The following is a 21,826-nucleotide window of genomic DNA, read 5'->3' on the forward strand; positions in this document are numbered from 1 at the left end:
GAAAGCGGACTGTCAGGCAATATCTGTGCAAGCTGCCAGACAGCTATCGCAGGCAAGCCAGCTCCCACAGTGATTTTTGTATCCTTTAGATATCTGCAGGCACCCTCGCCTTCTCCCGCGCGTGCTCCCGGCTGATCACCCCCTCGCTCACCAGCGCCTTCAAGCTCATATCCAGGGTCTTCATCCCCAGCGCCCCGCCTGTCTGGATCGCCGAGACCATCTGCGCCACCTTGTCCTCACGAATCAAATTCCGGATTGCCGGCGTGCCCAGCATGATTTCATGGGCCGCCACGCGCCCGCCGCCGATCTTCTTCACCAGCACCTGAGACACCACCGCCTGCAGCGACTCGGACAGCATCGAGCGCACCATGGTCTTTTCCCCTGCCGGGAACACATCCACCAGCCTGTCCACGGTCTTGGCCGCCGACGTGGTGTGCAGGGTGCCAAACACCAGGTGCCCGGTCTCGGCCGCCGTCAGGGCCAGGCGGATGGTTTCCAGGTCGCGCAGTTCGCCCACCAGGATCACGTCCGGGTCTTCGCGCAACGCCGAGCGCAAGGCCGTCGAGAAGCTGTGGGTGTCCCGATGCACCTGGCGCTGGTTGATCAACGCCGTTTTCGGCCGGTGGATAAATTCGATGGGGTCTTCCAGAGTCAGGATGTGCTGGCGCCGATGCTGATTGAGGTAATCGATCATCGCCGCCAGTGTCGTGGACTTGCCGGACCCGGTAGGCCCGGTGACCAGCACCAGGCCACGCGGTAACTGGGCGATACGCTGGAACACCTCGCCCAGTCCCAGGCTTTCCAGGCTCTGGACCTCAGCGGGAATCGTACGAAATACGGCCCCCATGCCACGGTCCTGCTGGAACACGTTCGCACGGAAACGCCCTACGCCCGGCAACGCGAAGGCAAAATCCGTTTCAAGAGATGTTTCGAAATCCTTTTGTTGGTATTGGTTGAGCAAAGGGCGCAATAAATCCGCAACGTGCGAGGCTGAAAGCACCGGCCCGTCCAAAGGCCACACCTCCCCATCCACACGCAGCATCGGCGCCAGGCCGGCCGATAAATGCAGGTCGGAGGCGCCTCGGCGCACGCTGACCGTCAGCAATTCAGTGATATCCATAGGGCTTTCCATTTCCAGTAGAATGCCGCGGACTCCATATCCACGGGCGCATCTTGAATGTCGACGATAGCAGACAACATTGGCCTGGTTAGCCAGCGCATCCGCGCCGCAGCCGACGCCGTGCAACGTGACGCAAGCAGCATCCACCTGCTGGCCGTGAGCAAGACCAAACCCGCGCAAGCCGTGCGTGAAGCCTACGCCGCCGGGATGCGCGACTTTGGCGAGAACTACCTGCAGGAAGCCTTGGGCAAACAGGCCGAATTAACCGACCTGCCCTTGAGTTGGCACTTCATCGGCCCCATTCAATCGAACAAGACGCGCGCTATCGCCGAGAACTTCGCTTGGGTGCATTCCGTGGACCGCCTCAAAATCGCACAACGCCTGTCCGAACAACGCCCGGCCGACCTGCCGCCGCTGAACATCTGCATTCAGGTCAATGTCAGTGGCGAAGCCAGCAAGTCCGGCTGTACGCCCGCCGACCTGCCGGCGCTGGCCCAGGCGATCAGCGCACTGCCGCGCTTGCAACTGCGGGGCTTGATGGCAATCCCTGAGCCGACGGAAGATCGTGCCGCGCAAGATGCAGCCTTCGCCACGGTGCGTAACCTGCAAGCCAGTTTGAACCTGCCGCTGGACACACTTTCCATGGGCATGAGCCACGACCTTGAGTCGGCCATCGCCCAAGGTGCCACCTGGGTGCGGATCGGTACCGCCCTGTTTGGCGCCCGCGACTACGGCCAGCCTTGAAATGGCTGACTTCCCTCTGAGTAAGGACCTGTCATGAGTAACACGCGTATTGCCTTTATCGGCGCCGGTAACATGGCGGCCAGCCTGATCGGTGGCCTGCGGGCCAAGGGCTTGCAAGCCCAGCAGATCCGCGCCAGCGACCCGGGCGCCGAAACCCGCGCCCGCGTCAGCGCCGAGCACGGCATTGAAACCTTTGCCGACAACGCCGAGGCCATTCAAGGCGTCGACGTGATCGTGCTGGCGGTCAAGCCGCAAGCCATGAAGGCCGTGTGCGAAAGCCTGCGCCCAAGCCTGCTGCCCCATCAACTGGTGGTCTCGATTGCCGCTGGCATCACCTGTGCCAGCATGACTAATTGGCTTGGCGCGCAGCCGATCGTGCGTTGCATGCCCAACACGCCTTCGTTGTTGCGCCAGGGTGTGAGTGGCCTGTACGCCACATCCGAAGTCAGCGCCGAGCAGCGTGGCCAGGCTCAGGAACTGCTGTCTGCCGTGGGCATCGCGCTGTGGCTGGAACAGGAACAGCAACTGGACGCCGTCACCGCCGTGTCAGGCAGCGGCCCGGCGTATTTCTTCCTGCTGATCGAAGCCATGACCGCCGCCGGCGTGAAACTGGGCCTGCCGCAGGACATTTCCAAGCAACTGGCCGAACAAACGGCCCTGGGCGCCGCGAAGATGGCGGTGACCAGCGACGTGGACGCCGCCGAACTGCGCCGCCGCGTGACCTCCCCGGGCGGTACCACGCAGGCTGCCATCGAATCGTTCCAGGCCGGGGGCTTTGAAGCCCTGGTGGAAAAAGCACTGGGTGCTGCAGCACATCGTTCGGCCGAGATGGCCGAGCAGCTGGGCAAATAGTCGTCCCCTACAAGGAATCAAACATGCTTGGAATCAATGACGCTGCCATTTTCATCATCCAGACCCTGGGCAGCCTGTACCTGCTGATCGTGCTGATGCGCTTTATCCTGCAACTGGTGCGGGCGAACTTCTACAACCCGCTGTGCCAGTTCGTGGTGAAGGCCACCCAGCCGCTGCTCAAGCCACTGCGCCGGGTTGTGCCGAGCATGTTCGGCCTGGACATGTCGTCGCTGGTGCTGGCACTGCTGCTGCAAATCCTGCTGTTTGCGGTGATCCTGCTGCTCAACGGCTACCAGGCCAACACCGTGCTGCTGTTGCCGTGGGGCCTGATCGGCATTTTCTCGCTGTTTTTGAAGATCATCTTCTGGTCGATGATCATCAGCGTGATCCTCTCGTGGGTCGCTCCCGGCAGCCGCAGCCCGGGCGCCGAGCTGGTGTACCAGATCACCGAGCCGGTGCTGGCGCCGTTCCGTCGCTTGATCCCCAACCTGGGCGGCCTGGATATCTCGCCGATCTTTGCATTCATCGCGATCCAGCTGCTGCAAAGCTGGGTGATCCCGCGCCTGGCCTACTACGCGTTCATGCCTAAGGAATTGTTCGGCCTGATCTGACAAGCCTCCTGTGTGAGCTGGCTTGTGTGGGAGCTGGCTTGCCTGCGATAGCATCACCGCGGTGCATCTGAAAGACCGAGGTGCCTGTATCGCAGGCAAACCAGCTCCCACACAGCCAGCCCCCACATTTTGTATCTGTGCCCTGATTTGAATCCGTGCAGGCCTTTGCTTGCCGCTGGCCCCCCCGCTCTTTAGACTTACGCCTCATTTAAACGAGAGCAGGGTCGATGCCAGCTGCCTTCCCCCCCGATTCTGTTGGACTGGTCGCGCCCCAAATGGCGCACTTCAGCGAACCGCTGGCCCTGGCCTGCGGCCGGTCGCTGCCAGCCTACGACCTGATCTACGAAACCTACGGCCAATTGAACGCTACAGCGAGCAATGCCGTGCTGATCTGCCACGCCCTGTCCGGCCATCATCACGCCGCAGGCTATCACTCGGCCGACGAGCGCAAGCCCGGCTGGTGGGACAGCTGCATCGGCCCCGGCAAGCCCATCGACACCAACAAGTTCTTTGTGGTCAGCCTGAACAACCTCGGCGGCTGCAACGGCTCCACCGGCCCGAGCAGCCTCAACCCGGAAACCGGCAAGCCGTTCGGCGCCGACTTCCCGGTGCTCACCGTGGAAGACTGGGTGCACAGCCAGGCGCGCCTGGCCGACCTGCTGGGCATCAGCCAGTGGGCCGCCGTGATCGGTGGCAGCCTGGGCGGCATGCAGGCCCTGCAATGGACCATCACCTACCCGGACCGCGTGCGTCATTGCCTGGCTATCGCCTCGGCCCCCAAGTTGTCGGCGCAGAACATCGCCTTCAACGAAGTGGCGCGCCAGGCCATCCTCACCGATCCCGAGTTCCACGGCGGTTCGTTCCAGGAAGCCGGTGTGATCCCCAAGCGCGGCCTGATGCTGGCGCGGATGGTCGGGCATATCACCTACCTGTCCGATGACTCCATGGGCGAGAAATTCGGCCGTGGCCTCAAGAGCGAAAAGCTCAACTACGACTTCCACAGCGTCGAGTTCCAGGTGGAAAGCTACCTGCGTTATCAGGGCGAGGAGTTCTCCGGGCGTTTCGACGCCAACACCTACCTGTTGATGACCAAGGCCCTGGACTACTTCGACCCTGCGGCCAACCACGACGATGACCTGGCGAAAACCTTCGAGGGCGCCACGGCCAAGTTCTGCGTGATGTCGTTCACCACCGACTGGCGCTTCTCGCCGGCGCGCTCCCGCGAGCTGGTGGATGCCTTGATGGCGGCGCGCAAAGACGTCTGCTACCTGGAGATCGACGCACCGCAGGGCCACGACGCCTTCCTGATTCCGATCCCGCGCTACCTGCAGGCGTTCGGCAACTACATGAACCGGATTACTGTGTGAGAACGCCATGAGAGCCGACCTGGAAATCATCCAAGACTGGATCCCCGCCGGCAGCCGCGTGCTCGACCTGGGCTGCGGCGATGGCGAACTGCTGAGCTGGCTGCGCGACAACAAGCAAGTCACCGGCTACGGCCTGGAAAACGACCCGGACAACATCGCCCAGTGCGTGGCCAAGGGCATCAACGTGATCGAGCAGGACCTGGACAAGGGCCTGGGCAACTTTGCCAGCAACAGCTTCGACATCGTGGTGATGACCCAGGCCCTGCAGGCGGTGCACTACCCGGACCGCATCCTCGACGAGATGCTGCGCGTAGGCCGCCAGTGCATCATCACCTTCCCCAACTTCGGCCACTGGCGCTGCCGCTGGTACCTGGCCACCAAGGGCCGCATGCCGGTGTCGGACTTCCTGCCGTACACGTGGTACAACACGCCGAACATCCACTTCTGCACCTTCGAAGACTTCGAAGCCTTGTGTGGCGAGCGTGAAGCCAAGGTGATCAACCGCCTTGCCGTCGATCAACAGCACCGCCATGGCTGGGCGAGTAAGCTGTGGCCTAATCTGTTGGGAGAAATCGGCATTTACCGGGTCAGCAGCCCTGGCCTGACCGACCACAAGATTGCCGTCTAATCATTTTCAAGAGGGACGCTCATGAGTCGTTTGGCTGTTTTTCTATTGACCGCACTGCTTGGCGCCAACGCCATGGCCGCCGACGTTATCGACCCTAACCGCACGAAGGAATTCGGCGATATCACCGTGCGCTACAACACCTTCACTTCCAGCTTCCTGCAGCCGGAAACCGCCCAGGCCGTCGGCGTGGTGCGCAGCAAGAACAAGGGCCTGATCAACGTGTCCGTGTTCAAGGGCGTGACCCCGGTGGTGGCGCAAGTGACCGGCACCATCAAGGACTCGCTCGGCAAAAGCGAAGTGCTGACCTTCAAGCAGATCACCGAAAAAGGCGTGACCAACTACCTCGCGCCCTACTCGGTGCCGCAGCAGGAATTCAAGACTTTCACCATCAATGTTGAAACCGGCGGCAAGGCCCACGGCTTCAGTTTTGTCCAAGAACTCTTCCCGGCCGAATGATGAAACTCACCCAACTCGTACTGGCCAGCCATAACGCCGGCAAACTCAAAGAACTGCAAGCCATGCTCGGTGAGTCCGTGCAGCTGCGCTCGATTGGCGAGTTCAGCCAGGTAGAACCGGAAGAGACCGGCCTGTCGTTCGTCGAAAACGCCATCCTCAAGGCACGCAACGCCGCACGCATCTCCGGCCTGCCCGCATTGGCCGACGACTCGGGCCTGGCGGTGGATTTCCTCGGCGGCGCCCCGGGCATCTATTCGGCGCGTTATGCCGACGGCAAGGGCGATGCGGCCAACAACGCCAAGCTGCTGGACGCCCTCAAGGACGTGCCGGACGCCGAGCGCGGCGCGCAGTTCGTCTGCGTGCTGGCGCTGGTGCGCCACGCCGACGACCCGTTGCCGATCCTGTGTGAAGGCCTGTGGCACGGGCGCATCCTGCATGCGGCCAGCGGTGAGCATGGCTTTGGCTACGACCCGCTGTTCTGGGTGCCGGAGCGCAATGTCTCCAGCGCCGAACTGAGCCCCGCCGACAAGAACCAGATCAGCCACCGTGCTCGCGCAATGGATTTGCTGCGCCAACGCCTGAGCCTGAAATGACCCAGAACACCTCCGCGCAGCCGCTGATCCACGGCGGCGCGCAAACTCCTCGGGCGGCGCTGCCGGTGCTGCCGCCCCTGGCGCTGTATATCCACATCCCGTGGTGCGTGCGCAAATGCCCCTATTGCGACTTCAACTCCCACACCGCCAGCAAGGTGCTGCCGGAAGAAGAGTATGTGGACGCGCTGCTGGCCGACCTCGACCAGGACCTGCACGCGGTGTATGGCCGCGAGCTGAGTTCGATCTTCTTTGGTGGCGGCACCCCGAGCCTGTTCAGCGCTGCGGCGCTGGGCCGTTTGCTCAAGGGCGTGGAAGCACGCATCCCGTTTGCCAGCGATATCGAGATCACCCTGGAAGCCAACCCCGGCACCTTCGAGCAAGAGAAGTTCGTGGCGTACCGCAAGCTGGGGATCAATCGGCTGTCCATTGGCATCCAGAGTTTCCAACAGCAGAAGCTTGAAGCCCTGGGGCGCATCCACAACGGCGACGAAGCCGTGCGTGCGGCCGGCATGGCGCGCCAGGCCGGCTTCGATAACTTCAACCTGGACTTGATGCATGGTTTGCCCGATCAGTCCCTGGACGACGCCCTGAGCGACCTGCGCCAGGCGATCGCGCTCAAGCCGACGCACTTGTCGTGGTACCAGCTGACCCTGGAGCCCAACACGGTGTTCTGGAACCAGCCACCGGCGCTGCCGGAAGACGACACCTTGTGGGATATCCAGGAAGCGGGTCAGGCGCTGCTCGCCGAGCACGGCTATGCGCAATACGAAGTGTCGGCCTACGCCCAACCGGGTCGCCCGGCACGGCATAACCTGAACTACTGGAGTTTTGGCGACTTCATCGGCATCGGCGCGGGCGCCCATGGCAAGCTCAGCCACCCGGACGGGCGCATCGTGCGCACCTGGAAGACACGCGCACCGAAGGACTACCTCAACCCGGCCAAAAGCTTTCAGGCCGGTGCGAAAGAGCTGACGAACGAGGAGCTGCCGTTCGAGTTCCTGATGAACGCCTTGCGCCTCACCGAAGGTGTGGACGCCAAGCTATACGCCGAGCGCACCGGGCTGGACCTGGCGAGCCTGGATGAAGGCCGCCGCCAGGCCGAACAAAGTGGCTTGATGCAGGTCGAACCGTCACGCTTGGCGGCGACCGACCGCGGGCAACTCTTTCTCAATGACCTGCTGCAGAAGTTTTTGAGCTGACGCTCTTAAGGAAATCACATGGATTTGGTACTCGACCTGCTCGCCACCGTATCCCGCTGGAGCCGTAGCAACCTGTCGGAAATCTCCCTGGCCCTTGTGGGCTGCCTGCTGGTGCTGTTCGGCGCCGACATCAAAGGTTGGGTGGAAGCCCGCCTGGGCAGCGTCGCCGGCGCCTTGCGCGTGCCGCTGATGGCGCTGCTGTGCATGATCGGCAGCGGCGCGGCGCTGATCTACGCCACGCCGTGGATTGTGCGGGGCTTGAGCCAGTTCAATAACTACAGCCTGGCACCGGTGTTAGTCGTGGTGCTGGTATTGATTGGCGTAGTCGCCGACCGCCGCTGACTTAAGGCCCGACACAAATCAACTGTAGGAGCCGGCTTGCCGGCGATGGCGGTATGTCAGGTAGCTCATGGGCAGCTGATAGACCGCCATCGCTGGCAAGCCAGCTCCTACAGGGGTCGTGTACGAGTAGGTCGACGCTGATTTCATCCAGACAAAGCCAAGGACATCTCATGAGCAAAAAGCTTCTGGACGACACCAGTAAATTCCTTAGCTATGTACTGCGTCACGAGCCTCAGGCAATTGGTCTTTCCCTAGACTCAGAGGGCTGGGCAAGCGTTGCCGAACTGATCGAGGCCGCTGCCAATAACGGGCGCAGCCTTACCCGTGAATTGCTTGAGCAGGTGGTGTCCGGCAACGACAAGAAGCGCTTTGCATTCTCTGAGGACAACGGACGTATCCGGGCCGTGCAAGGCCACTCCAACAAGAACGTCCAGCTGCAACTCGACGAAAAACAACCGCCCGCGGTGCTTTTCCATGGCACCGCGACCCGCTTCATGGAGTCAATCAGCCAGCAGGGCCTGATTCCAGGCTCGCGTCATCATGTACACCTCAGTGAACAACTTGAGACGGCCAGAGAAGTCGGGCAACGCTATGGGAAAGTGGCGATTCTGCAGATAGACACCCCGAAGATGCTCGCCGAGGGCTACAGGTTTTTTCAGGCTGAGAATGGGGTTTGGCTGACAGAGCGGGTGCCTGCGCGGTTCCTCGAAGTGCTTTGACTCGACAGACATCGTAGGAGCCGGCTTGCCGGCGATGGCGGTGTGTCAGGCAGTTCATTGGCCGCCTATAGACCGCTATCGCTGGCACGCCAGCGCCTACAGGGGTGCGTTTTGGGCTGGCCGATTTTTTGAATTTCAGCGACACAGGTCACTGACCAGCGTTAAACGAAGCATCCCTATTTGGACGCCGGCCCTCCAAACGCTTTCTCGTAATACTCTTTAAGCGTCATCGGGTCTTTGCAGCCCAACGCCAGCGCTTGGTTCAGATAGGTCAGGTTGAGGCTGTCGGGCATACCTTTTTCGTTCATTCGAGTTGCGGCCAGTATGTAGTAGGCGTCGGCTCGGTACTGGTCATAGGTCAGCATTCGCGCACTGGCCTGCGCCTGCTGGTTGGCTACGGTCCACTCCTCCTTGATCTCAGCCAGACGATCTTTCTCGAAACAGAGCGAGCGCTGTGTGTACAAAGGGTAATAGCCCTGAAACCCATCAGCGCGCAGGAGCATCTGCTTAAGATCCTCCAGATACTTCACATGGCCTGGGTCAAGAAAATTAAGGCGCATGTAAGTCTGGTCGCATTGGTAGTAATAACCTACCGCGGCTGCCAACAGGCCTTGATCCATTGCCCTGTGCATCGGTTCGCAGACCTGTTTGCGCTCGGCGTCCGACATCCCGAACCGACTTTGCATATTGGCCAGCATGTAAGTCGCTACCGTATGCCCACCGTCGGAAGCCATCTTCAGGTCGCTTTGCAACGCAGCTATCTTATCCTTACCTTCTTTGGCCAACTCAGCCGAGACCTTGGGATCCAGTTTGCCACTGGCTTCCAGAGGCAGGTTTTCCTCAATCAACACGCGCAGTTGTTCCGCTTTCTTTTGAGCACGCTCAAAGTAGTCGTCCGGAGAAATCACTGGAAGGGAGGCGGTCGTGGTGGCGAATACTGCCGCGGACAGCAGACTCAGCAGCAACAAGCAGGGGAACGTAAATTTCAAACCCTTGTATTCCTTTACAAGTAGAAACGAAAACGGCGGTGAAGCAAACCTGCTTCACCGCCGCTGATGCGTAGCCGTTTAAGCCAGCTTCTCGAACTTCAAATCCCACACCCCATGCCCGAGTCGCTCACCGCGACGTTCGAACTTGGTGATCGGGCGCTCCGCCGGGCGCGGTACGCATTTGCCGTCTTCGGCGATGTTGCGGTAGCCAGGGGCGACGTTCATCACTTCCAGCATGTACTCGGCATAGGGTTCCCAGTCGGTGGCCATGTGCAGGATGCCGCCCACTTTCAGCTTGCTGCGCACCAGTTCCGCGAAGGACGCCTGGACGATGCGACGCTTGTGGTGACGGGCCTTGTGCCATGGATCGGGGAAGAACAGCATCAGGCGGTCGAGGCTGTTGTCGGCGATGCAGCGGTTGAGCACTTCGATCGCGTCGCAGTCATACACCCGCAGGTTGGTCAGGCCTTGCGTCAGCACGCCATTGAGCAGCGCGCCGACACCCGGGCGGTGAACTTCCACACCGATGAAATCCTGTTCCGGCGAGGCGGCCGCCATTTCCAGCAGGGAGTGGCCCATGCCAAAACCGATTTCCAGGGAACGCGGGGCCGAACGGCCGAACACCTGGTCGTAGTCCACTGGCGCATCCGCCAATGGCAGCACGAACAGCGGCGTACCTTGCTCCAGGCCCTTTTGCTGGCCTTCGGTCATGCGACCGGCGCGCATCACAAAACTCTTGATGCGGCGGTGCTTGGACTCGTCGCCTTCTTCCACGGTGTTCGGCGTTTCGTTTGATTCAGTCATCAATGGCTCTTACTTGATCAGACCATCCAGCGGCGAAGAGGCGCTGGCGTAGAGTTTTTTCGGCATGCGCCCGGCGAGGTACGCCAGGCGGCCTGCGACGATTGCGTGTTGCATGGCTTGGGCCATCATGACCGGTTGCTGGGCATGGGCGATGGCCGAGTTCATCAGCACCGCGTCACAGCCCAGTTCCATGGCGATGGTCGCGTCGGAGGCCGTGCCTACGCCCGCGTCCACCAGCACCGGGATCTTGGCTTCCTCGAGGATAATCTGCAGGTTGTACGGGTTGCAGATCCCCAGGCCGGAACCGATCAGGCCGGCCAGCGGCATCACCGCAATACAGCCGATTTCCGCCAGTTGGCGCGCGATGATCGGGTCATCGCTGGTGTAGACCATCACGTCGAAGCCTTCCTTGACCAGGGTTTCAGCGGCCTTGAGGGTTTCGATCACGTTGGGGAACAGGGTTTTCTGGTCGGCCAGCACTTCCAGCTTCACCAGGTTGTGGCCGTCGAGCAGCTCACGGGCCAGGCGGCAGGTGCGCACGGCTTCGATGGCGTCGTAGCAACCGGCGGTGTTCGGCAGGAAGGTGTAGCGGTCTGGCGACAGTACTTCGAGCAGGTTCGGCTCGCCTTCGATCTGGCCGAGGTTAGTGCGGCGCACGGCGAAGGTGACGATCTCGGCGCCGGAGGCCTCGATGGCCAGGCGGGTTTCTTCCATGTCGCGGTACTTGCCGGTGCCGACCAGCAAACGGGACTGGTAGGTACGACCGGCCAGGACGAAGGGCTTGTCGCTACGAACGATGCTCATGGGAAATCCTCGAAATGGGGTGAGGTTCTGCAGAATTCAGAAAGCTGCGCGACTAACCGCCGCCGATGGCGTGGACCACTTCCACCTGGTCACCGTCGGTGAGCGCGGTCTCGGCGTGCTGGCTACGCGGGACGATATCCAGGTTGAGTTCCACTGCGACGCGACGCCCGGTCAGGTCCAGACGGGTCAGCAGGGCCGCAACGGTTTCACCGTCGGGCAGTTCAAAGGATTCGCCGTTCAACTGAATGCGCATGCCACGGGCCGCCATCGTTTTTAGGGGCCCGCATTCTAGCCCGATTGGGGTTGCGGGCCCAAGTCCCTTGGTCAGGCCGCTTGCAGGCGCCACGCCGCCAAGCCGAGGAAGAACCAGCCCAGCAGGAACGCCAAGCCACCAAACGGTGTGATGATGCCCAGCTTGCTGAAACCTGTCAGCGTCAGCACATACAGGCTGCCAGAGAACAGCAGGATGCCGACGGTAAACGAGATACCCGCCCAGCTGACCAACCGGCCAGGAATATGCGCCGCCAGCAACCCCACGCCGAACAACGCCAAGGTGTGTATCAACTGATAGGTCACGCCGGTATGGAAGATCGCCAGGTACTCGGCGCTCAGGCGGTTTTTCAGACCATGGGCCGCGAAGGCGCCAAGGGCGACACCGGTGAAGCCGAAAAAGGCAGCCAACATCAGAAAGCCACGCAACATGAGGAACTCCAGTCAGACGCAAAGGGCCGGGTCTGTATAATGGCCCGCTCAACGGGTTCGGCCAAGCCATCTCTATGCTGCGTCTCCTCTTCAAACGTTTTCTCAAAGTCGTGAAATGGTTTGCCATCGGCAGTGTGCTGCTGGTGCTGCTGTTCCGTGTCGTCCCGCCGCCCGGCACCGCGCTGATGGTGGAGCGCAAGGTGGAGTCCTGGGTCGACGGCGAACCGATTGACCTGCAGCGCACCTGGGTGCCGTGGGACGAGATCTCCGATGACCTCAAAGTGGCGGTGATGGCCGGTGAAGACCAGCGCTTTCCGCAGCATTGGGGTTTCGACTTTGGCGCGATCCAGGCAGCGATCCTGCACAACGAGCGCGGTGGCTCGATCCGTGGCGCCAGCACCTTGAGCCAGCAAGTGTCGAAGAACCTGTTCCTGTGGGCCGGCCGCAGTTATCTGCGCAAGGGCCTGGAGGCTTGGTTTACCGGGCTGATCGAGGTGTTGTGGCCCAAACAGCGGATTCTTGAGGTGTACCTCAACAGCGTGGAATGGGATGAAGGGGTGTTTGGCGCAGAAGCGGCCGCCCGGCATCACTTTGGGGTGAGTGCCAAGGCGCTTTCGCGGCAGCAGGCCAGTTACCTGGCGGCGGTGTTGCCTAATCCGAGGGTGTGGAGTGCCAGCCATCCGACGGCGTATGTGGCAAGGCGGGCGGCGTGGATTCGGCAGCAGATGAGTCAGTTGGGTGGGGATGGCTATCTGGTGGAGTTGAACAACTCGCGCAAAGCGCCCTGGTCCGACTGACACAGCACAAAACTGGCTGACACCCTGTAGGAGCCGGCTTGCCGGCGATGGCGGTGTGTCAGGCAGTTCATTTTCCACCGGTAGACCGCTATCGCTGGCAAGCCAGCTCCTACACGGGGTGCGTGAGGCCGGAAACAAAAATGCCCCGATCTTTCGATCGGGGCATTTTTTTGTCTTATCACTGCGTGTTAAGCGGCGATCGACAACTTCAGCTTGTTCATCGCGCTCTTCTCAAGCTGACGAATTCGCTCGGCCGACACGTTGTACTTCTGCGCCAGGTCGTGCAGCGTGGCTTTGTCTTCTGCCAGCCAGCGCTGGTAGAGGATGTCACGGCTGCGGTCGTCCAGCACTTCCAGCGCTTCGTGCAGGTTGTGGTTGGAGTTGTCGCTCCAGTCCGCATCCTCCAGTTGACGCGCCGGGTCGTACCGGTGGTCTTCCAGGTAGTTGGCCGGCGATTGGAAGGCGCTGTCGTCGTCTGCTTCAGCAGCAGGGTCGAAGGCCATGTCATGGCCGGTCAGGCGACTTTCCATCTCGCGCACTTCACGGGGCTCCACGCCGAGGCTTTCAGCCACGCGGTGGACTTCCTCGTTGTTCAGCCACGCCAGGCGTTTCTTCTGGCTGCGCAGGTTGAAGAACAGCTTGCGCTGGGCCTTGGTGGTCGCGACTTTCACGATGCGCCAGTTGCGCAGGATGAACTCGTGGATTTCCGCCTTGATCCAGTGCACGGCAAACGACACCAGGCGCACACCCATTTCAGGGTTGAAGCGTTTCACAGCCTTCATCAGGCCGACGTTGCCTTCCTGGATCAGGTCAGCCTGGGCCAGGCCGTAGCCGCTGTAGCTACGGGCGATATGTACGACAAAACGCAGGTGGGCGAGCACCATCTGCCGAGCCGCCCCCAAATCCTGCTCATAGTAGAGACTCTCGGCCAGTTCACGCTCCTGCTCGGGCGTCAGCAATGGAATGCTGTTGACCGTGTGCACATAGGCTTCCAGGTTCGCACCCGGGACCAAGGCATAAGCAGGTTGCAAAGAAGTGGTCATACGAAAAAACCTCCGACTCACATAACTCGTGCAGTGAAGCACTGCGAAAATTGACCGGGAACCGTAGGACAAGTTCCCTAAACCACCAATACGGTCAATACAAACGAAACCACATTAATCTGACATTAACTACTTCGGTGCCAACTCACGTAAGTGACGGGCGACCGCAATCCAAGCACCGATATACCCCAACAAGACTGCGCCAAGCAAGAGACTCAGACCATCGGCTACCGGCACGCCCGCCAGGGCGAAATCGCTGCCGTACAAGCCAGCCAGCCCGATAACCGCGTCGTTCAGCCAGTCAAGGCCAAACGCCAGCACTCCCCAGGACAAAATCCCGGCACCAAAGCCATAAAGCGCGCCCATGTACAGAAAAGGACGACGCACATAGCTGTCTGTGCCGCCGACCAGTTTAATCACTTCTATCTCGGTGCGACGGTTTTCAATATGAAGACGAATGGTATTACCTATCACCAAAAGTAATGCAGACACCAACAACACCGTCAGGCCGAACACAAAGCGGTCGCCCAGCTTGAGAATCGCCGCCAGGCGCTCCACCCAGACTAGATCAAGCTGCGCCTGCTGCACCTTGGGCATCTCTGCGAGTTTTTGTCGCAGGGCTTCCAGCGCGGGCTTGTCCACTTCATTTGGCGTGACCAGCACCACGCCCGGCAGCGGGTTCTGCGGCAGCTCTTTCAGCGCTTCGCCCAGCCCGGACTGTTGCTGGAACTCTTCCAGGGCCTGGTCGCGGCTGATGTACTCGGCGTCTGCCACGCCGGGCAGGTTCTTGATGTCGTCGCGCAGGGCTTCGCCCTCTTTGGCGCTGGCATCGATGTTCAGGTACAGCGAAATCTGCGCCGCACGCTGCCAGGAGCCGCCCAGGCGCTCCACGTTATTAAGCAGCAACGACAAGCCCATCGGCAGGCTCAAGGCCACGGCCATCACCAGGCAGGTAAAGAAGCTGCCGATGGGCTGCTTGCCCAGACGACGCAGGCTGTCCAGCAGGCTGGCGCGATGGCTTTCGATCCAGGCGCGCAGCAGCGTACCGAAGTCCGGGCCATCATCCTCGTCGTGTTTTTTCTTTTTCTGCGGTTGCGGGTCGGCGGCTTTGGGCGCCACGCGCTCGGAAACCTTGGGGCTGCGTGTTGCACTCATACTCCGGCCTCCCCGTCACCGATCAGGCGGCCGCGTTGCAGGGTCAGCATGCGGTGGCGCATGCGGGCAATCAGCGCCAGGTCGTGGCTGGCGATCAGCACGCTGGTGCCCAGGCGGTTGATGTCTTCGAACACGCCCATGATCTCGGCCGCCAGGCGCGGGTCGAGGTTACCGGTGGGTTCGTCCGCCAGCAGCAGGGCCGGGCGATGGACGATGGCGCGGGCGATGCCGACGCGCTGTTGCTGGCCGGTGGACAGGTCGCCCGGGTAGAGATCGGTCTTGTCCGACAGCGCCACGCGCTCCAGGGCCGAATCCACGCGCTTGACGATCTCGGCCTTGGACAGCCCGAGGATCTGCAGCGGCAGCGCCACGTTATTGAACACGGTGCGATCAAACAGCAACTGGTGGTTCTGGAACACCACGCCGATCTGGCGGCGCAGGAACGGAATCTGCGCATTGCTGATGGTTGCCAGATCCTGGCCGGCCAGCAGCAGCTTGCCGGTGGTCGGGCGTTCCATGGCCAGCAGCAAGCGCAACAAGGTACTTTTGCCGGCACCGGAGTGGCCGGTTACAAACAGAAACTCGCCGCGACGCACTCGAAAGCTCAGCTCATGCAAGCCCACATGCCCGTTGGCATAGCGTTTACCGACCTGTTCGAATCGAATCATGAACGCTCCCGCTCGGCAAACAGTGCCTGTACAAAGGGTTCGGCTTCAAAGGTGCGCAGGTCATCGATGCCTTCACCGACGCCGATATAACGAATCGGCAACCCGAACTGTTTGGCCAGGGCAAAGATCACGCCGCCCTTGGCCGTGCCGTCGAGCTTAGTCAATGCCAGGCCGGTCAGTTGCACCGTCTGGTTAAATTGCTTGGCCTGGCTGATGGCGTTCTGGCCAGTGCCGGCGTCAAGCACCAGCAACACTTCGTGGGGAGCGTCTGCGTCGAGCTTGCCGATCACGCGGCGTACTTTCTTCAGCTCTTCCATCAAATTGTCTTTGGTGTGCAGGCGGCCTGCGGTGTCGGCGATCAGCACATCGATGTTACGGGCCTTGGCGGCCTGCACGGCATCGAAGATCACGGAAGCGGAATCGGCGCCGGTGTGCTGGGCAATCACCGGGATCTTGTTGCGCTCACCCCAGACTTGCAGCTGTTCTACGGCGGCGGCACGGAAGGTATCACCGGCCGCCAGCATGACTTTTTTGCCTTCGGACTGCAGCTTCTTGGCCAACTTGCCGATGGTGGTGGTCTTGCCCGCACCGTTCACGCCCACAACGAGGATCACGAACGGCTTGTTCGGCTTGATCACCAGCGGAGCTTCCACAGGCTTGAGCATCGCGGCCAGCTCGGCCTGCAGGGATTTGTAGAGGGCGTCGGCGTCGGTCAACTGCTTGCGCGCGACCTTCTGGGTCAGGCTCTGGATGATCACGGCGGTAGCTTCGACACCCACGTCGGCGGTGAGCAGGCGAGTCTCGATGTCTTCCAGCAGCTCGTCATCAATGACCTTCTTGCCCAGGAACAGGCTGGCCATGCCTTCGCCGATGCTGGCGCTGGTCTTGCTCAGGCCTTGCTTGAGGCGGGCGAAGAAGCCGGTTTTGCTGGTTTCGGGCGCTGCAACGACGGGCGCAGGCTCGATGACCGCAGGCGCTGCGGCTTCGACGGCGACAACCACTGGCTCAACCACGGCTGGAATCGGCGGCGTGATGTGTTCGGCCTGCACGTCTTCAACCAGGGCCACCGGTTCTTCAGCCACCGGCAGTTCCAGCCACGGCTTGGGTTCTGGTTCGGGCTCTGGTGCAGCTTCAACCACGGGCTGCAACACCGGTTCAGCCATCGGCAATACCACTGGCGCCGGGGTTTCTACGACCGGTTGGGCTTCTACGATGGGCTCAGGGATAGGTTCAGGCTGAACCTGCGGCTGTTCGTCGACGGTTTCCTGCGGCTTTTTGCGCAGCCATCCGAACAGGCCTTTTTTCTCGCCAGCCGCAGCTGGGGTCTTCTTGTCGTCGTTGGAACCAAACATGGAGACGGCTATCTCAAGGTAGCGACGCGCCAGCAGGCGCGTCGGTAAATAAAATTCGATGCGTAACAGACTGTTTTTTAGCCAGCTCGTTCATGCGCAACATTTTGTAAGGCCTAAATAGAGCCTTAACAGGACAGCCGCAGTGGCCGTTCGTAAATCCGACCAGTATCCTAGCACCTCCTCGCCCGCCGACGCTAAGACCAAGCGGGCAGCCCAACAGGTTTAAAAACGAATGAATGCTCTAGCCCGCCACGCCGCAGGCCTGCTGTTCAGCACAGTTTGTCTGCCTCTTTCAGCCCTGGCTGCCGACCCACAACCCACCCATGAATTCACCCTGGATAACGGCCTCAAGGTGGTCGTGCGCGAAGACCATCGCGCGCCGGTGGTGGTTTCCCAGGTCTGGTACAAGGTCGGTTCGAGCTACGAAACCCCGGGCCAGACCGGTTTGTCCCACGCCCTGGAGCACATGATGTTCAAGGGCAGCGCCAAGATCGGCCCCGGCGAAGCCTCGCTGATCCTGCGCGACCTGGGCGCCGAAGAAAATGCCTTTACCAGCGACGACTACACCGCCTACTACCAAGTACTGGCCCGTGACCGCCTGGGTGTCGCCTTCGAACTGGAAGCCGACCGCATGGCCAGCCTGCGCCTGCCGGCCGACGAGTTCAGCCGCGAGATCGAGGTGATCAAGGAAGAACGCCGCCTGCGCACCGACGACAACCCCATGTCCAAGGCCTACGAACGCTTCAAGGCCATGGCCTACCCGGCCAGCGGCTACCACACGCCGACCATTGGCTGGATGGCCGACCTGGAACGCATGAAGGTCGAAGAGCTGCGCCACTGGTACCAATCCTGGTACGTGCCCAACAACGCCACCTTGGTCGTCGTGGGCGATGTCACCCCGGATGAAGTAAAAAAACTGGCCCAGCGCTACTTTGGCCCGATCCCCAAACGTGACGTGCCACCCGCCAAGGTCCCGCTGGAACTGGCCGAGCCCGGCGAGCGCCTGCTGACCATGCATGTGCAGACCCAACTGCCGAGCGTCATTCTCGGCTTCAACGTGCCAGGCCTCGCCACCGCCGAGGACAAACGCTCGGTGCAAGCCCTGCGCCTGCTCTCGGCCCTGTTGGATGGCGGCTACAGCGCGCGTATTTCGGAACAGCTGGAGCGTGGTGAAGAGCTGGTCTCGGCCGCCTCCACCAGCTACGACGCCTACACCCGTGGCGACAGCCTGTTCACCCTGACCGCCACGCCGAACCAGCAGAAGAAAAAGACCATCGCCCAAGCCGAAGCCGGCCTGTGGCGCCTGCTGGATGAATTGAAAGCCAAGCCGCCGACCACCGAAGAGCTGGAGCGTATTCGCGCCCAGGTCATTGCCGGCGTGGTTTACCAGCGCGATTCCATCACCAGCCAGGCCACGGCCATTGGCTCCCTGGAAACCGTCGGCCTGTCCTGGAAACTCATGGACACCGAACTGGCTGACCTGCAAAGCGTGACCCCGGAAGACATCCAGAAAGCCGCGCGCACTTATTTCACTCGCGAACGCCTCAGCGTCGCCCATGTCCTGCCTGAGGAGACCGCTCATGAGTGATCGCAAAAGCAGCCGCCTGATCTTCCCCGGCCTGGTCGTGGTCACCCTGATCGCGGCGAGCGCCGTGTATTTCCTGCGCCCGAGCGAATCCGTGGCCAGCCCGGCGCTGGAAAAAGCCCAATCGGCCAACAAGCTGCAATCCCTGGCAGAGCTGGACGGCAAGGCGCCGACCAACCGCAAGCTCGACGTGCAGACCTGGACCACTGCCGAGGGTGCCAAGGTGCTGTTCGTCGAGGCCCACGAACTGCCGATGTTCGACATGCGCATCCTGTTCGCGGCCGGCAGCAGCCAGGACGGCAACGTCCCGGGCCTGGCACTGATGACCAACGCCATGCTCAACGAAGGCGTGCCGGGCAAGGATGTCAGCCAGATCGCCAGTGGCTTTGAAGGCCTGGGCGCCGATTTTGGCAATGGCGCCTACCGCGACATGGCACTGGTGTCCCTGCGCAGCCTGAGCGACAGCAACAAGCGCGACGCCGCGCTGGCGCTGTTTGACCAGGTGATCGGCAAGCCGACGTTCCCGGCCGATTCCCTGGCGCGGATCAAGAACCAGATCCTGGCGGGCTTCGAGTACCAGAAACAGAACCCCGGCAAGCTGGCGAGCCTGGAGCTGTTCAAGCGCCTGTATGGCGACCACCCGTACGCTCATCCGAGCGAGGGCACGCCCCAGAGCGTTCCCGCGATTACCCTGGCGCAGTTGCAGGCGTTCCACGCCAAGGCCTATGCCGCCGGCAACGCCGTGATCGCCGTGGTCGGCGACCTTACCCGCGCCGAAGCCGAAGCCATGACCGCCAAGGTCTCGGCCTCGCTGCCCAAAGGCCCGGCCTTGGCGAAGATTGCCCAGCCTGCCGAGCCCAAGGCCGGCCTAAGCCATATCGAGTTCCCGTCCAAACAGACCCACCTGCTGTTCGCCCAGTTGGGCATCGACCGCGCCGACCCGGATTACGCCGCGTTGTCTCTGGGCAACCAGATCCTCGGCGGCGGCGGCTTCGGCACCCGTTTGATGAGCGAAGTGCGCGAAAAACGCGGCCTGACCTACGGCGTGTACTCCGGCTTCTCGCCGATGCAGGTGCGCGGCCCGTTCATGATCCAGCTGCAGACCCGCGCCGAAATGAGCGGCGGCACCCTGCGCCTGGTGGAGGATGTGCTGGCCGATTACCTCAAGAACGGCCCGACCCAGAAGGAACTGGACGACGCCAAGCGCGAGCTGGCGGGCAGCTTCCCGCTGTCCACCGCCAGCAACGCCGACATCGTCGGGCAGCTGGGCGCCATGGGTTTCTATAACCTGCCGCTGAGCTATCTTGAGGATTTCATGAAACAATCCCAGGCCCTGACCGTAGAGCAGGTCAAGGCTGCAATGAATAAACACTTGAGCGCCGACAAGATGGTCATCGTGACCGCCGGCCCGACGATTGCGCAAAAGCCACTACCGCCCCCCACTGATAAACCCGCCGAGCAGCCGCTCGGGGTTCCGGAGCATTAATGGCCAGTTCATCTCGCCCGAAAAAACCTGTCCACAACGTGCATAACGGTGTGGGCCAGCTGCGCATCATTGGCGGCGAATGGCGCAGCCGCAAGCTGAGCTTCCCCGACGTGGTGGGCCTGCGCCCCACGCCGGACCGCGTGCGCGAAACCCTGTTCAACTGGCTCGCGCCGTACATTGCGGGCGCCAAGGTGCTGGACCCGTTCGCGGGCAGCGGTGCGCTGTTCCTGGAAGCACTGTCCCGTGGCGCCGCCCTGGGCCAGGCGCTGGACGCCAGCAATGTGGCGGTTTCCAGCCTCAAGGAACACCTGGGCACCCTGCGCTGCACCACTGGCCAGGTACAGACCGCCGACGCCCTGCGCTACCTGGAAACCCAGCCGGCCAGCGAGTTCGACGTGGTGTTCCTCGACCCGCCGTTCAACCAGAACCTGCTGCCGACCGTCTGCGCGCTGCTGGAAGAACGCCAATGGCTGGCGCCGGATTCGTGGATCTACACTGAAAGCGAAACCGCGCCCTCGACCCTGGGCTTGCCCGGCACCTGGCGCTTGCACCGCGAGCAAAAGTCCGGCCGCGTCTACTACGCGCTGTGGCAACGCAGCATCGCTTGACTGTAGTGAGCGGGCTTGCCCCGCGCCAGGGGAACCGCGGTGCTTCAGAAAACCCGAGGTGCCTGGGTTTAGGGAGCGGCGCACCCGGCGCGGGGCAAGCCCGCTCACTACAAGTGCGTTCGCCATAGAGACGTTGATGAAACCTTCTGCCGACCTGTTCAAACCCGCCCTTGGCCTCGGCAACCCTCACCTGCAAACCTTGTGGGGACCGTTGTGGCGCCCCACCACCCACATTGAACGCCAGCGCGAACGCCTTTGGCTGGACGACGGTGACTTCCTCGACCTCGACTGGCACGGCCCTCACGACGCGCAAGCGCCGTTGGTGCTGGTGTTGCACGGTCTGACCGGCTCGTCCAATTCGCCCTACGTGGCCGGGCTGCAAAAAGCCTTGGCCGCTCAAGGCTGGGCCAGCGCCGCGTTGAACTGGCGTGGGTGTTCGGGAGAGCCCAACCTGTTGGCGCGCAGCTATCACTCGGGCGCCAGCGAAGACCTGGCCGCCGCGATTGCCCATCTGCGCGCCAAGCGGCCGTTGGCGCCGTTGTATGCCGTCGGGTATTCGCTGGGCGGCAACGTGCTGCTCAAGCACCTGGGTGAGACAGGCGAAGCGTCGGGGCTGCAAGGCGCGGCGGCAGTGTCGGTACCGTTTCGCCTGGACCAGTGCGCCGATCGCATCGGGCTGGGTTTTTCGCGGGTGTACCAAAAGCACTTCATGCGCGAGATGCTGGCGTACATCCGCGTCAAGCAGAGCCGCTTTCAGCAGGATGGCCGGGCGGACGGGCTCAAGACCCTGGAAGACCTTGGCTCACTGGAGAAGATGCGCACGTTTTGGGATTTCGATGGGCGGGTCACCGCGCCGCTGCACGGCTTCCTGAGTGCCGAGGACTATTACCGCCGTGCGTCGAGCCGCTATTACCTGGGTGAAATCCGCACGCCGACCCTGATTATCCAGGCAGCGGATGACCCGTTTGTGTTTGCCCACAGCTTGCCCGAGGCGAGTGAACTGTCGGCGTGCACCGAGTTTGAGCTGCTGGCCAAGGGTGGGCATGTGGGGTTTGTCGACGGTTCGCTCAAACGCCCCGGTTATTACCTGGAGCGCCGTATTCCTGCCTGGCTACTGACACAATACAAACCGCACCTGTAGGAGCACGGGGGGGGGGGGGGGGGGGGGGGGGGGGGGGGGGGGGGGGGGGGGGGAGGGGGGG

General features: G+C 61.9%; 25 protein-coding genes. 15 read left to right on the top strand and 10 right to left on the bottom strand.

Annotation, left to right across the window (positions count from 1 at the left end):
- Window positions 1–85: 85 nt before the first annotated feature.
- Window positions 86–1,120, bottom strand: coding sequence for a type IV pilus twitching motility protein PilT (locus tag AC07OV_RS26280; RefSeq protein WP_495093274.1), 1,035 nt, complete (start codon window positions 1,118–1,120; stop codon window positions 86–88).
- Window positions 1,121–1,177: 57 nt separating this feature from the next.
- Between AC07OV_RS26280 and AC07OV_RS26285 the strand changes: the two genes are divergently transcribed.
- The 10 genes from AC07OV_RS26285 (at window position 1,178) to AC07OV_RS26330 (ending at window position 8,631) form a co-directional block, all read left to right on the top strand.
- On the top strand, window positions 1,178–1,864 hold the full coding sequence (locus AC07OV_RS26285; protein ID WP_495093275.1) for a YggS family pyridoxal phosphate-dependent enzyme: 687 nt from the start codon (window positions 1,178–1,180) through the stop codon (window positions 1,862–1,864).
- Window positions 1,865–1,897: 33 nt separating this feature from the next.
- Entirely contained in the window at window positions 1,898–2,716 is an 819-nt protein-coding gene (gene proC / locus AC07OV_RS26290; RefSeq protein WP_494996228.1) for a pyrroline-5-carboxylate reductase, read from the top strand.
- A 23-nt stretch (window positions 2,717–2,739) separates the two neighbouring features.
- A complete protein-coding gene (locus tag AC07OV_RS26295; protein ID WP_494996229.1) occupies window positions 2,740–3,327 on the top strand; it encodes a YggT family protein in 588 nt (195 codons plus the stop codon).
- 227 nt (window positions 3,328–3,554) lie between these two features.
- Window positions 3,555–4,694 carry a homoserine O-succinyltransferase MetX gene (metX, locus tag AC07OV_RS26300; protein WP_494996230.1) on the top strand — a complete coding sequence of 380 codons (1,140 nt, stop codon included), beginning with the start codon at window positions 3,555–3,557 and terminating at the stop codon, window positions 4,692–4,694.
- Window positions 4,695–4,701: 7 nt separating this feature from the next.
- Window positions 4,702–5,322, top strand: coding sequence for a methionine biosynthesis protein MetW (gene metW / locus AC07OV_RS26305; protein WP_016972957.1), 621 nt, complete (start codon window positions 4,702–4,704; stop codon window positions 5,320–5,322).
- Between the two features lie 21 nt (window positions 5,323–5,343).
- Window positions 5,344–5,778 carry a DUF4426 domain-containing protein gene (locus AC07OV_RS26310; protein ID WP_159960660.1) on the top strand — a complete coding sequence of 145 codons (435 nt, stop codon included), beginning with the start codon at window positions 5,344–5,346 and terminating at the stop codon, window positions 5,776–5,778.
- Window positions 5,775–6,371: an RdgB/HAM1 family non-canonical purine NTP pyrophosphatase gene (gene rdgB, locus AC07OV_RS26315; protein ID WP_176996771.1), complete on the top strand. Its 597-nt coding sequence runs from the start codon at window positions 5,775–5,777 to the stop codon at window positions 6,369–6,371. The genes AC07OV_RS26310 and rdgB overlap by 4 nt, the downstream gene beginning before the upstream one ends.
- A complete protein-coding gene (gene hemW / locus AC07OV_RS26320) occupies window positions 6,368–7,570 on the top strand; it encodes a radical SAM family heme chaperone HemW (RefSeq protein ID WP_495093276.1) in 1,203 nt (400 codons plus the stop codon). Before rdgB ends, hemW begins: the two co-directional genes overlap by 4 nt.
- Window positions 7,571–7,588: 18 nt before the next feature.
- Complete coding sequence (locus AC07OV_RS26325) at window positions 7,589–7,912, top strand: DUF3392 domain-containing protein (protein ID WP_010207241.1); 324 nt, start codon at window positions 7,589–7,591, stop codon at window positions 7,910–7,912.
- A gap of 170 nt (window positions 7,913–8,082) precedes the next feature.
- Window positions 8,083–8,631 (top strand): RNA 2'-phosphotransferase, encoded by a 549-nt coding sequence (locus tag AC07OV_RS26330; protein ID WP_495093277.1) that lies wholly within the window; start codon window positions 8,083–8,085, stop codon window positions 8,629–8,631.
- 176 nt (window positions 8,632–8,807) lie between these two features.
- On the opposite strand, the gene AC07OV_RS26335 is transcribed toward AC07OV_RS26330, so the two are convergent.
- The 5 genes from AC07OV_RS26335 to AC07OV_RS26355 all read right to left on the bottom strand — a co-directional run bounded on the left by AC07OV_RS26335 (window position 8,808) and on the right by AC07OV_RS26355 (window position 11,930).
- Window positions 8,808–9,620: a hypothetical protein gene (locus AC07OV_RS26335; RefSeq protein WP_494996232.1), complete on the bottom strand. Its 813-nt coding sequence runs from the start codon at window positions 9,618–9,620 to the stop codon at window positions 8,808–8,810.
- Between the two features lie 78 nt (window positions 9,621–9,698).
- Window positions 9,699–10,424, bottom strand: a complete 726-nt coding sequence (trmB, locus tag AC07OV_RS26340; RefSeq protein WP_178920035.1) for a tRNA (guanosine(46)-N7)-methyltransferase TrmB — start codon at window positions 10,422–10,424, stop codon at window positions 9,699–9,701.
- A 9-nt stretch (window positions 10,425–10,433) separates the two neighbouring features.
- On the bottom strand, window positions 10,434–11,228 hold the full coding sequence (locus AC07OV_RS26345) for a thiazole synthase (RefSeq protein ID WP_105521099.1): 795 nt from the start codon (window positions 11,226–11,228) through the stop codon (window positions 10,434–10,436).
- 52 nt (window positions 11,229–11,280) lie between these two features.
- The gene (gene thiS / locus AC07OV_RS26350) at window positions 11,281–11,481 is read right to left on the bottom strand and encodes a sulfur carrier protein ThiS (protein WP_025859525.1); all 201 of its coding nucleotides are present in this window, start codon (window positions 11,479–11,481) and stop codon (window positions 11,281–11,283) included.
- A gap of 71 nt (window positions 11,482–11,552) precedes the next feature.
- Window positions 11,553–11,930, bottom strand: a complete 378-nt coding sequence (locus tag AC07OV_RS26355; RefSeq protein ID WP_494996233.1) for a DUF423 domain-containing protein — start codon at window positions 11,928–11,930, stop codon at window positions 11,553–11,555.
- A 74-nt stretch (window positions 11,931–12,004) separates the two neighbouring features.
- On the opposite strand from AC07OV_RS26355, the gene mtgA reads away from it, so the two are divergent.
- A complete protein-coding gene (mtgA, locus tag AC07OV_RS26360) occupies window positions 12,005–12,727 on the top strand; it encodes a monofunctional biosynthetic peptidoglycan transglycosylase (protein ID WP_176996775.1) in 723 nt (240 codons plus the stop codon).
- A gap of 188 nt (window positions 12,728–12,915) precedes the next feature.
- On the opposite strand, the gene rpoH is transcribed toward mtgA, so the two are convergent.
- The 4 genes from rpoH to ftsY form a co-directional block, all read right to left on the bottom strand.
- The gene (gene rpoH / locus AC07OV_RS26365) at window positions 12,916–13,770 is read right to left on the bottom strand and encodes an RNA polymerase sigma factor RpoH (RefSeq protein ID WP_016972967.1); all 855 of its coding nucleotides are present in this window, start codon (window positions 13,768–13,770) and stop codon (window positions 12,916–12,918) included.
- Window positions 13,771–13,899: 129 nt separating this feature from the next.
- Window positions 13,900–14,925, bottom strand: coding sequence for a permease-like cell division protein FtsX (gene ftsX, locus AC07OV_RS26370; protein WP_176996776.1), 1,026 nt, complete (start codon window positions 14,923–14,925; stop codon window positions 13,900–13,902).
- Window positions 14,922–15,593, bottom strand: a complete 672-nt coding sequence (gene ftsE, locus AC07OV_RS26375; RefSeq protein ID WP_003234627.1) for a cell division ATP-binding protein FtsE — start codon at window positions 15,591–15,593, stop codon at window positions 14,922–14,924. The genes ftsX and ftsE overlap by 4 nt, the downstream gene beginning before the upstream one ends.
- The gene (gene ftsY / locus AC07OV_RS26380) at window positions 15,590–16,945 is read right to left on the bottom strand and encodes a signal recognition particle-docking protein FtsY (RefSeq protein ID WP_176996777.1); all 1,356 of its coding nucleotides are present in this window, start codon (window positions 16,943–16,945) and stop codon (window positions 15,590–15,592) included. The genes ftsE and ftsY overlap by 4 nt, the downstream gene beginning before the upstream one ends.
- Before the next feature lie 232 nt (window positions 16,946–17,177).
- Between ftsY and AC07OV_RS26385 the strand changes: the two genes are divergently transcribed.
- The 4 genes from AC07OV_RS26385 (at window position 17,178) to AC07OV_RS26400 (ending at window position 21,765) form a co-directional block, all read left to right on the top strand.
- Window positions 17,178–18,533 carry a M16 family metallopeptidase gene (locus AC07OV_RS26385; protein WP_178920031.1) on the top strand — a complete coding sequence of 452 codons (1,356 nt, stop codon included), beginning with the start codon at window positions 17,178–17,180 and terminating at the stop codon, window positions 18,531–18,533.
- On the top strand, window positions 18,526–20,016 hold the full coding sequence (locus AC07OV_RS26390; RefSeq protein ID WP_176996779.1) for a M16 family metallopeptidase: 1,491 nt from the start codon (window positions 18,526–18,528) through the stop codon (window positions 20,014–20,016). Before AC07OV_RS26385 ends, AC07OV_RS26390 begins: the two co-directional genes overlap by 8 nt.
- Window positions 20,016–20,624 (top strand): 16S rRNA (guanine(966)-N(2))-methyltransferase RsmD, encoded by a 609-nt coding sequence (rsmD, locus tag AC07OV_RS26395; RefSeq protein ID WP_494996237.1) that lies wholly within the window; start codon window positions 20,016–20,018, stop codon window positions 20,622–20,624. The genes AC07OV_RS26390 and rsmD overlap by 1 nt, the downstream gene beginning before the upstream one ends.
- 136 nt (window positions 20,625–20,760) lie before the next feature.
- Window positions 20,761–21,765, top strand: coding sequence for a hydrolase (locus tag AC07OV_RS26400; RefSeq protein ID WP_495093278.1), 1,005 nt, complete (start codon window positions 20,761–20,763; stop codon window positions 21,763–21,765).
- The last annotated feature ends 61 nt before the right edge of the window (window positions 21,766–21,826 follow it).

Source organism: Pseudomonas sp. GW821-FHT09A09 (genome assembly GCF_059418405.1).

Bases quoted from the DNA above. Each gene is read 5' to 3' on its own strand.
- rdgB (WP_176996771.1), top strand. From the start codon at position 5,775: ATGATGAAACTCACCCAACTCGTACTGGCCAGCCATAACGCCGGCAAA.
- AC07OV_RS26330 (WP_495093277.1), top strand. From the start codon at position 8,083: ATGAGCAAAAAGCTTCTGGACGACACCAGTAAATTCCTTAGCTATGTA.
- AC07OV_RS26325 (WP_010207241.1), top strand. From the start codon at position 7,589: ATGGATTTGGTACTCGACCTGCTCGCCACCGTATCCCGCTGGAGCCGT.
- AC07OV_RS26295 (WP_494996229.1), top strand. From the start codon at position 2,740: ATGCTTGGAATCAATGACGCTGCCATTTTCATCATCCAGACCCTGGGC.
- metX (WP_494996230.1), top strand. From the start codon at position 3,555: ATGCCAGCTGCCTTCCCCCCCGATTCTGTTGGACTGGTCGCGCCCCAA.
- AC07OV_RS26385 (WP_178920031.1), top strand. From the start codon at position 17,178: ATGAATGCTCTAGCCCGCCACGCCGCAGGCCTGCTGTTCAGCACAGTT.
- AC07OV_RS26310 (WP_159960660.1), top strand. From the start codon at position 5,344: ATGAGTCGTTTGGCTGTTTTTCTATTGACCGCACTGCTTGGCGCCAAC.
- trmB (WP_178920035.1), bottom strand. From the start codon at position 10,424: ATGACTGAATCAAACGAAACGCCGAACACCGTGGAAGAAGGCGACGAG.
- hemW (WP_495093276.1), top strand. From the start codon at position 6,368: ATGACCCAGAACACCTCCGCGCAGCCGCTGATCCACGGCGGCGCGCAA.
- AC07OV_RS26355 (WP_494996233.1), bottom strand. From the start codon at position 11,930: ATGTTGCGTGGCTTTCTGATGTTGGCTGCCTTTTTCGGCTTCACCGGT.
- ftsY (WP_176996777.1), bottom strand. From the start codon at position 16,945: ATGTTTGGTTCCAACGACGACAAGAAGACCCCAGCTGCGGCTGGCGAG.
- metW (WP_016972957.1), top strand. From the start codon at position 4,702: ATGAGAGCCGACCTGGAAATCATCCAAGACTGGATCCCCGCCGGCAGC.
- AC07OV_RS26400 (WP_495093278.1), top strand. From the start codon at position 20,761: ATGAAACCTTCTGCCGACCTGTTCAAACCCGCCCTTGGCCTCGGCAAC.
- AC07OV_RS26345 (WP_105521099.1), bottom strand. From the start codon at position 11,228: ATGAGCATCGTTCGTAGCGACAAGCCCTTCGTCCTGGCCGGTCGTACC.
- ftsX (WP_176996776.1), bottom strand. From the start codon at position 14,925: ATGAGTGCAACACGCAGCCCCAAGGTTTCCGAGCGCGTGGCGCCCAAA.
- rsmD (WP_494996237.1), top strand. From the start codon at position 20,016: ATGGCCAGTTCATCTCGCCCGAAAAAACCTGTCCACAACGTGCATAAC.
- proC (WP_494996228.1), top strand. From the start codon at position 1,898: ATGAGTAACACGCGTATTGCCTTTATCGGCGCCGGTAACATGGCGGCC.
- thiS (WP_025859525.1), bottom strand. From the start codon at position 11,481: ATGCGCATTCAGTTGAACGGCGAATCCTTTGAACTGCCCGACGGTGAA.
- rpoH (WP_016972967.1), bottom strand. From the start codon at position 13,770: ATGACCACTTCTTTGCAACCTGCTTATGCCTTGGTCCCGGGTGCGAAC.
- mtgA (WP_176996775.1), top strand. From the start codon at position 12,005: ATGCTGCGTCTCCTCTTCAAACGTTTTCTCAAAGTCGTGAAATGGTTT.
- AC07OV_RS26285 (WP_495093275.1), top strand. From the start codon at position 1,178: ATGTCGACGATAGCAGACAACATTGGCCTGGTTAGCCAGCGCATCCGC.
- ftsE (WP_003234627.1), bottom strand. From the start codon at position 15,593: ATGATTCGATTCGAACAGGTCGGTAAACGCTATGCCAACGGGCATGTG.
- AC07OV_RS26280 (WP_495093274.1), bottom strand. From the start codon at position 1,120: ATGGATATCACTGAATTGCTGACGGTCAGCGTGCGCCGAGGCGCCTCC.
- AC07OV_RS26390 (WP_176996779.1), top strand. From the start codon at position 18,526: ATGAGTGATCGCAAAAGCAGCCGCCTGATCTTCCCCGGCCTGGTCGTG.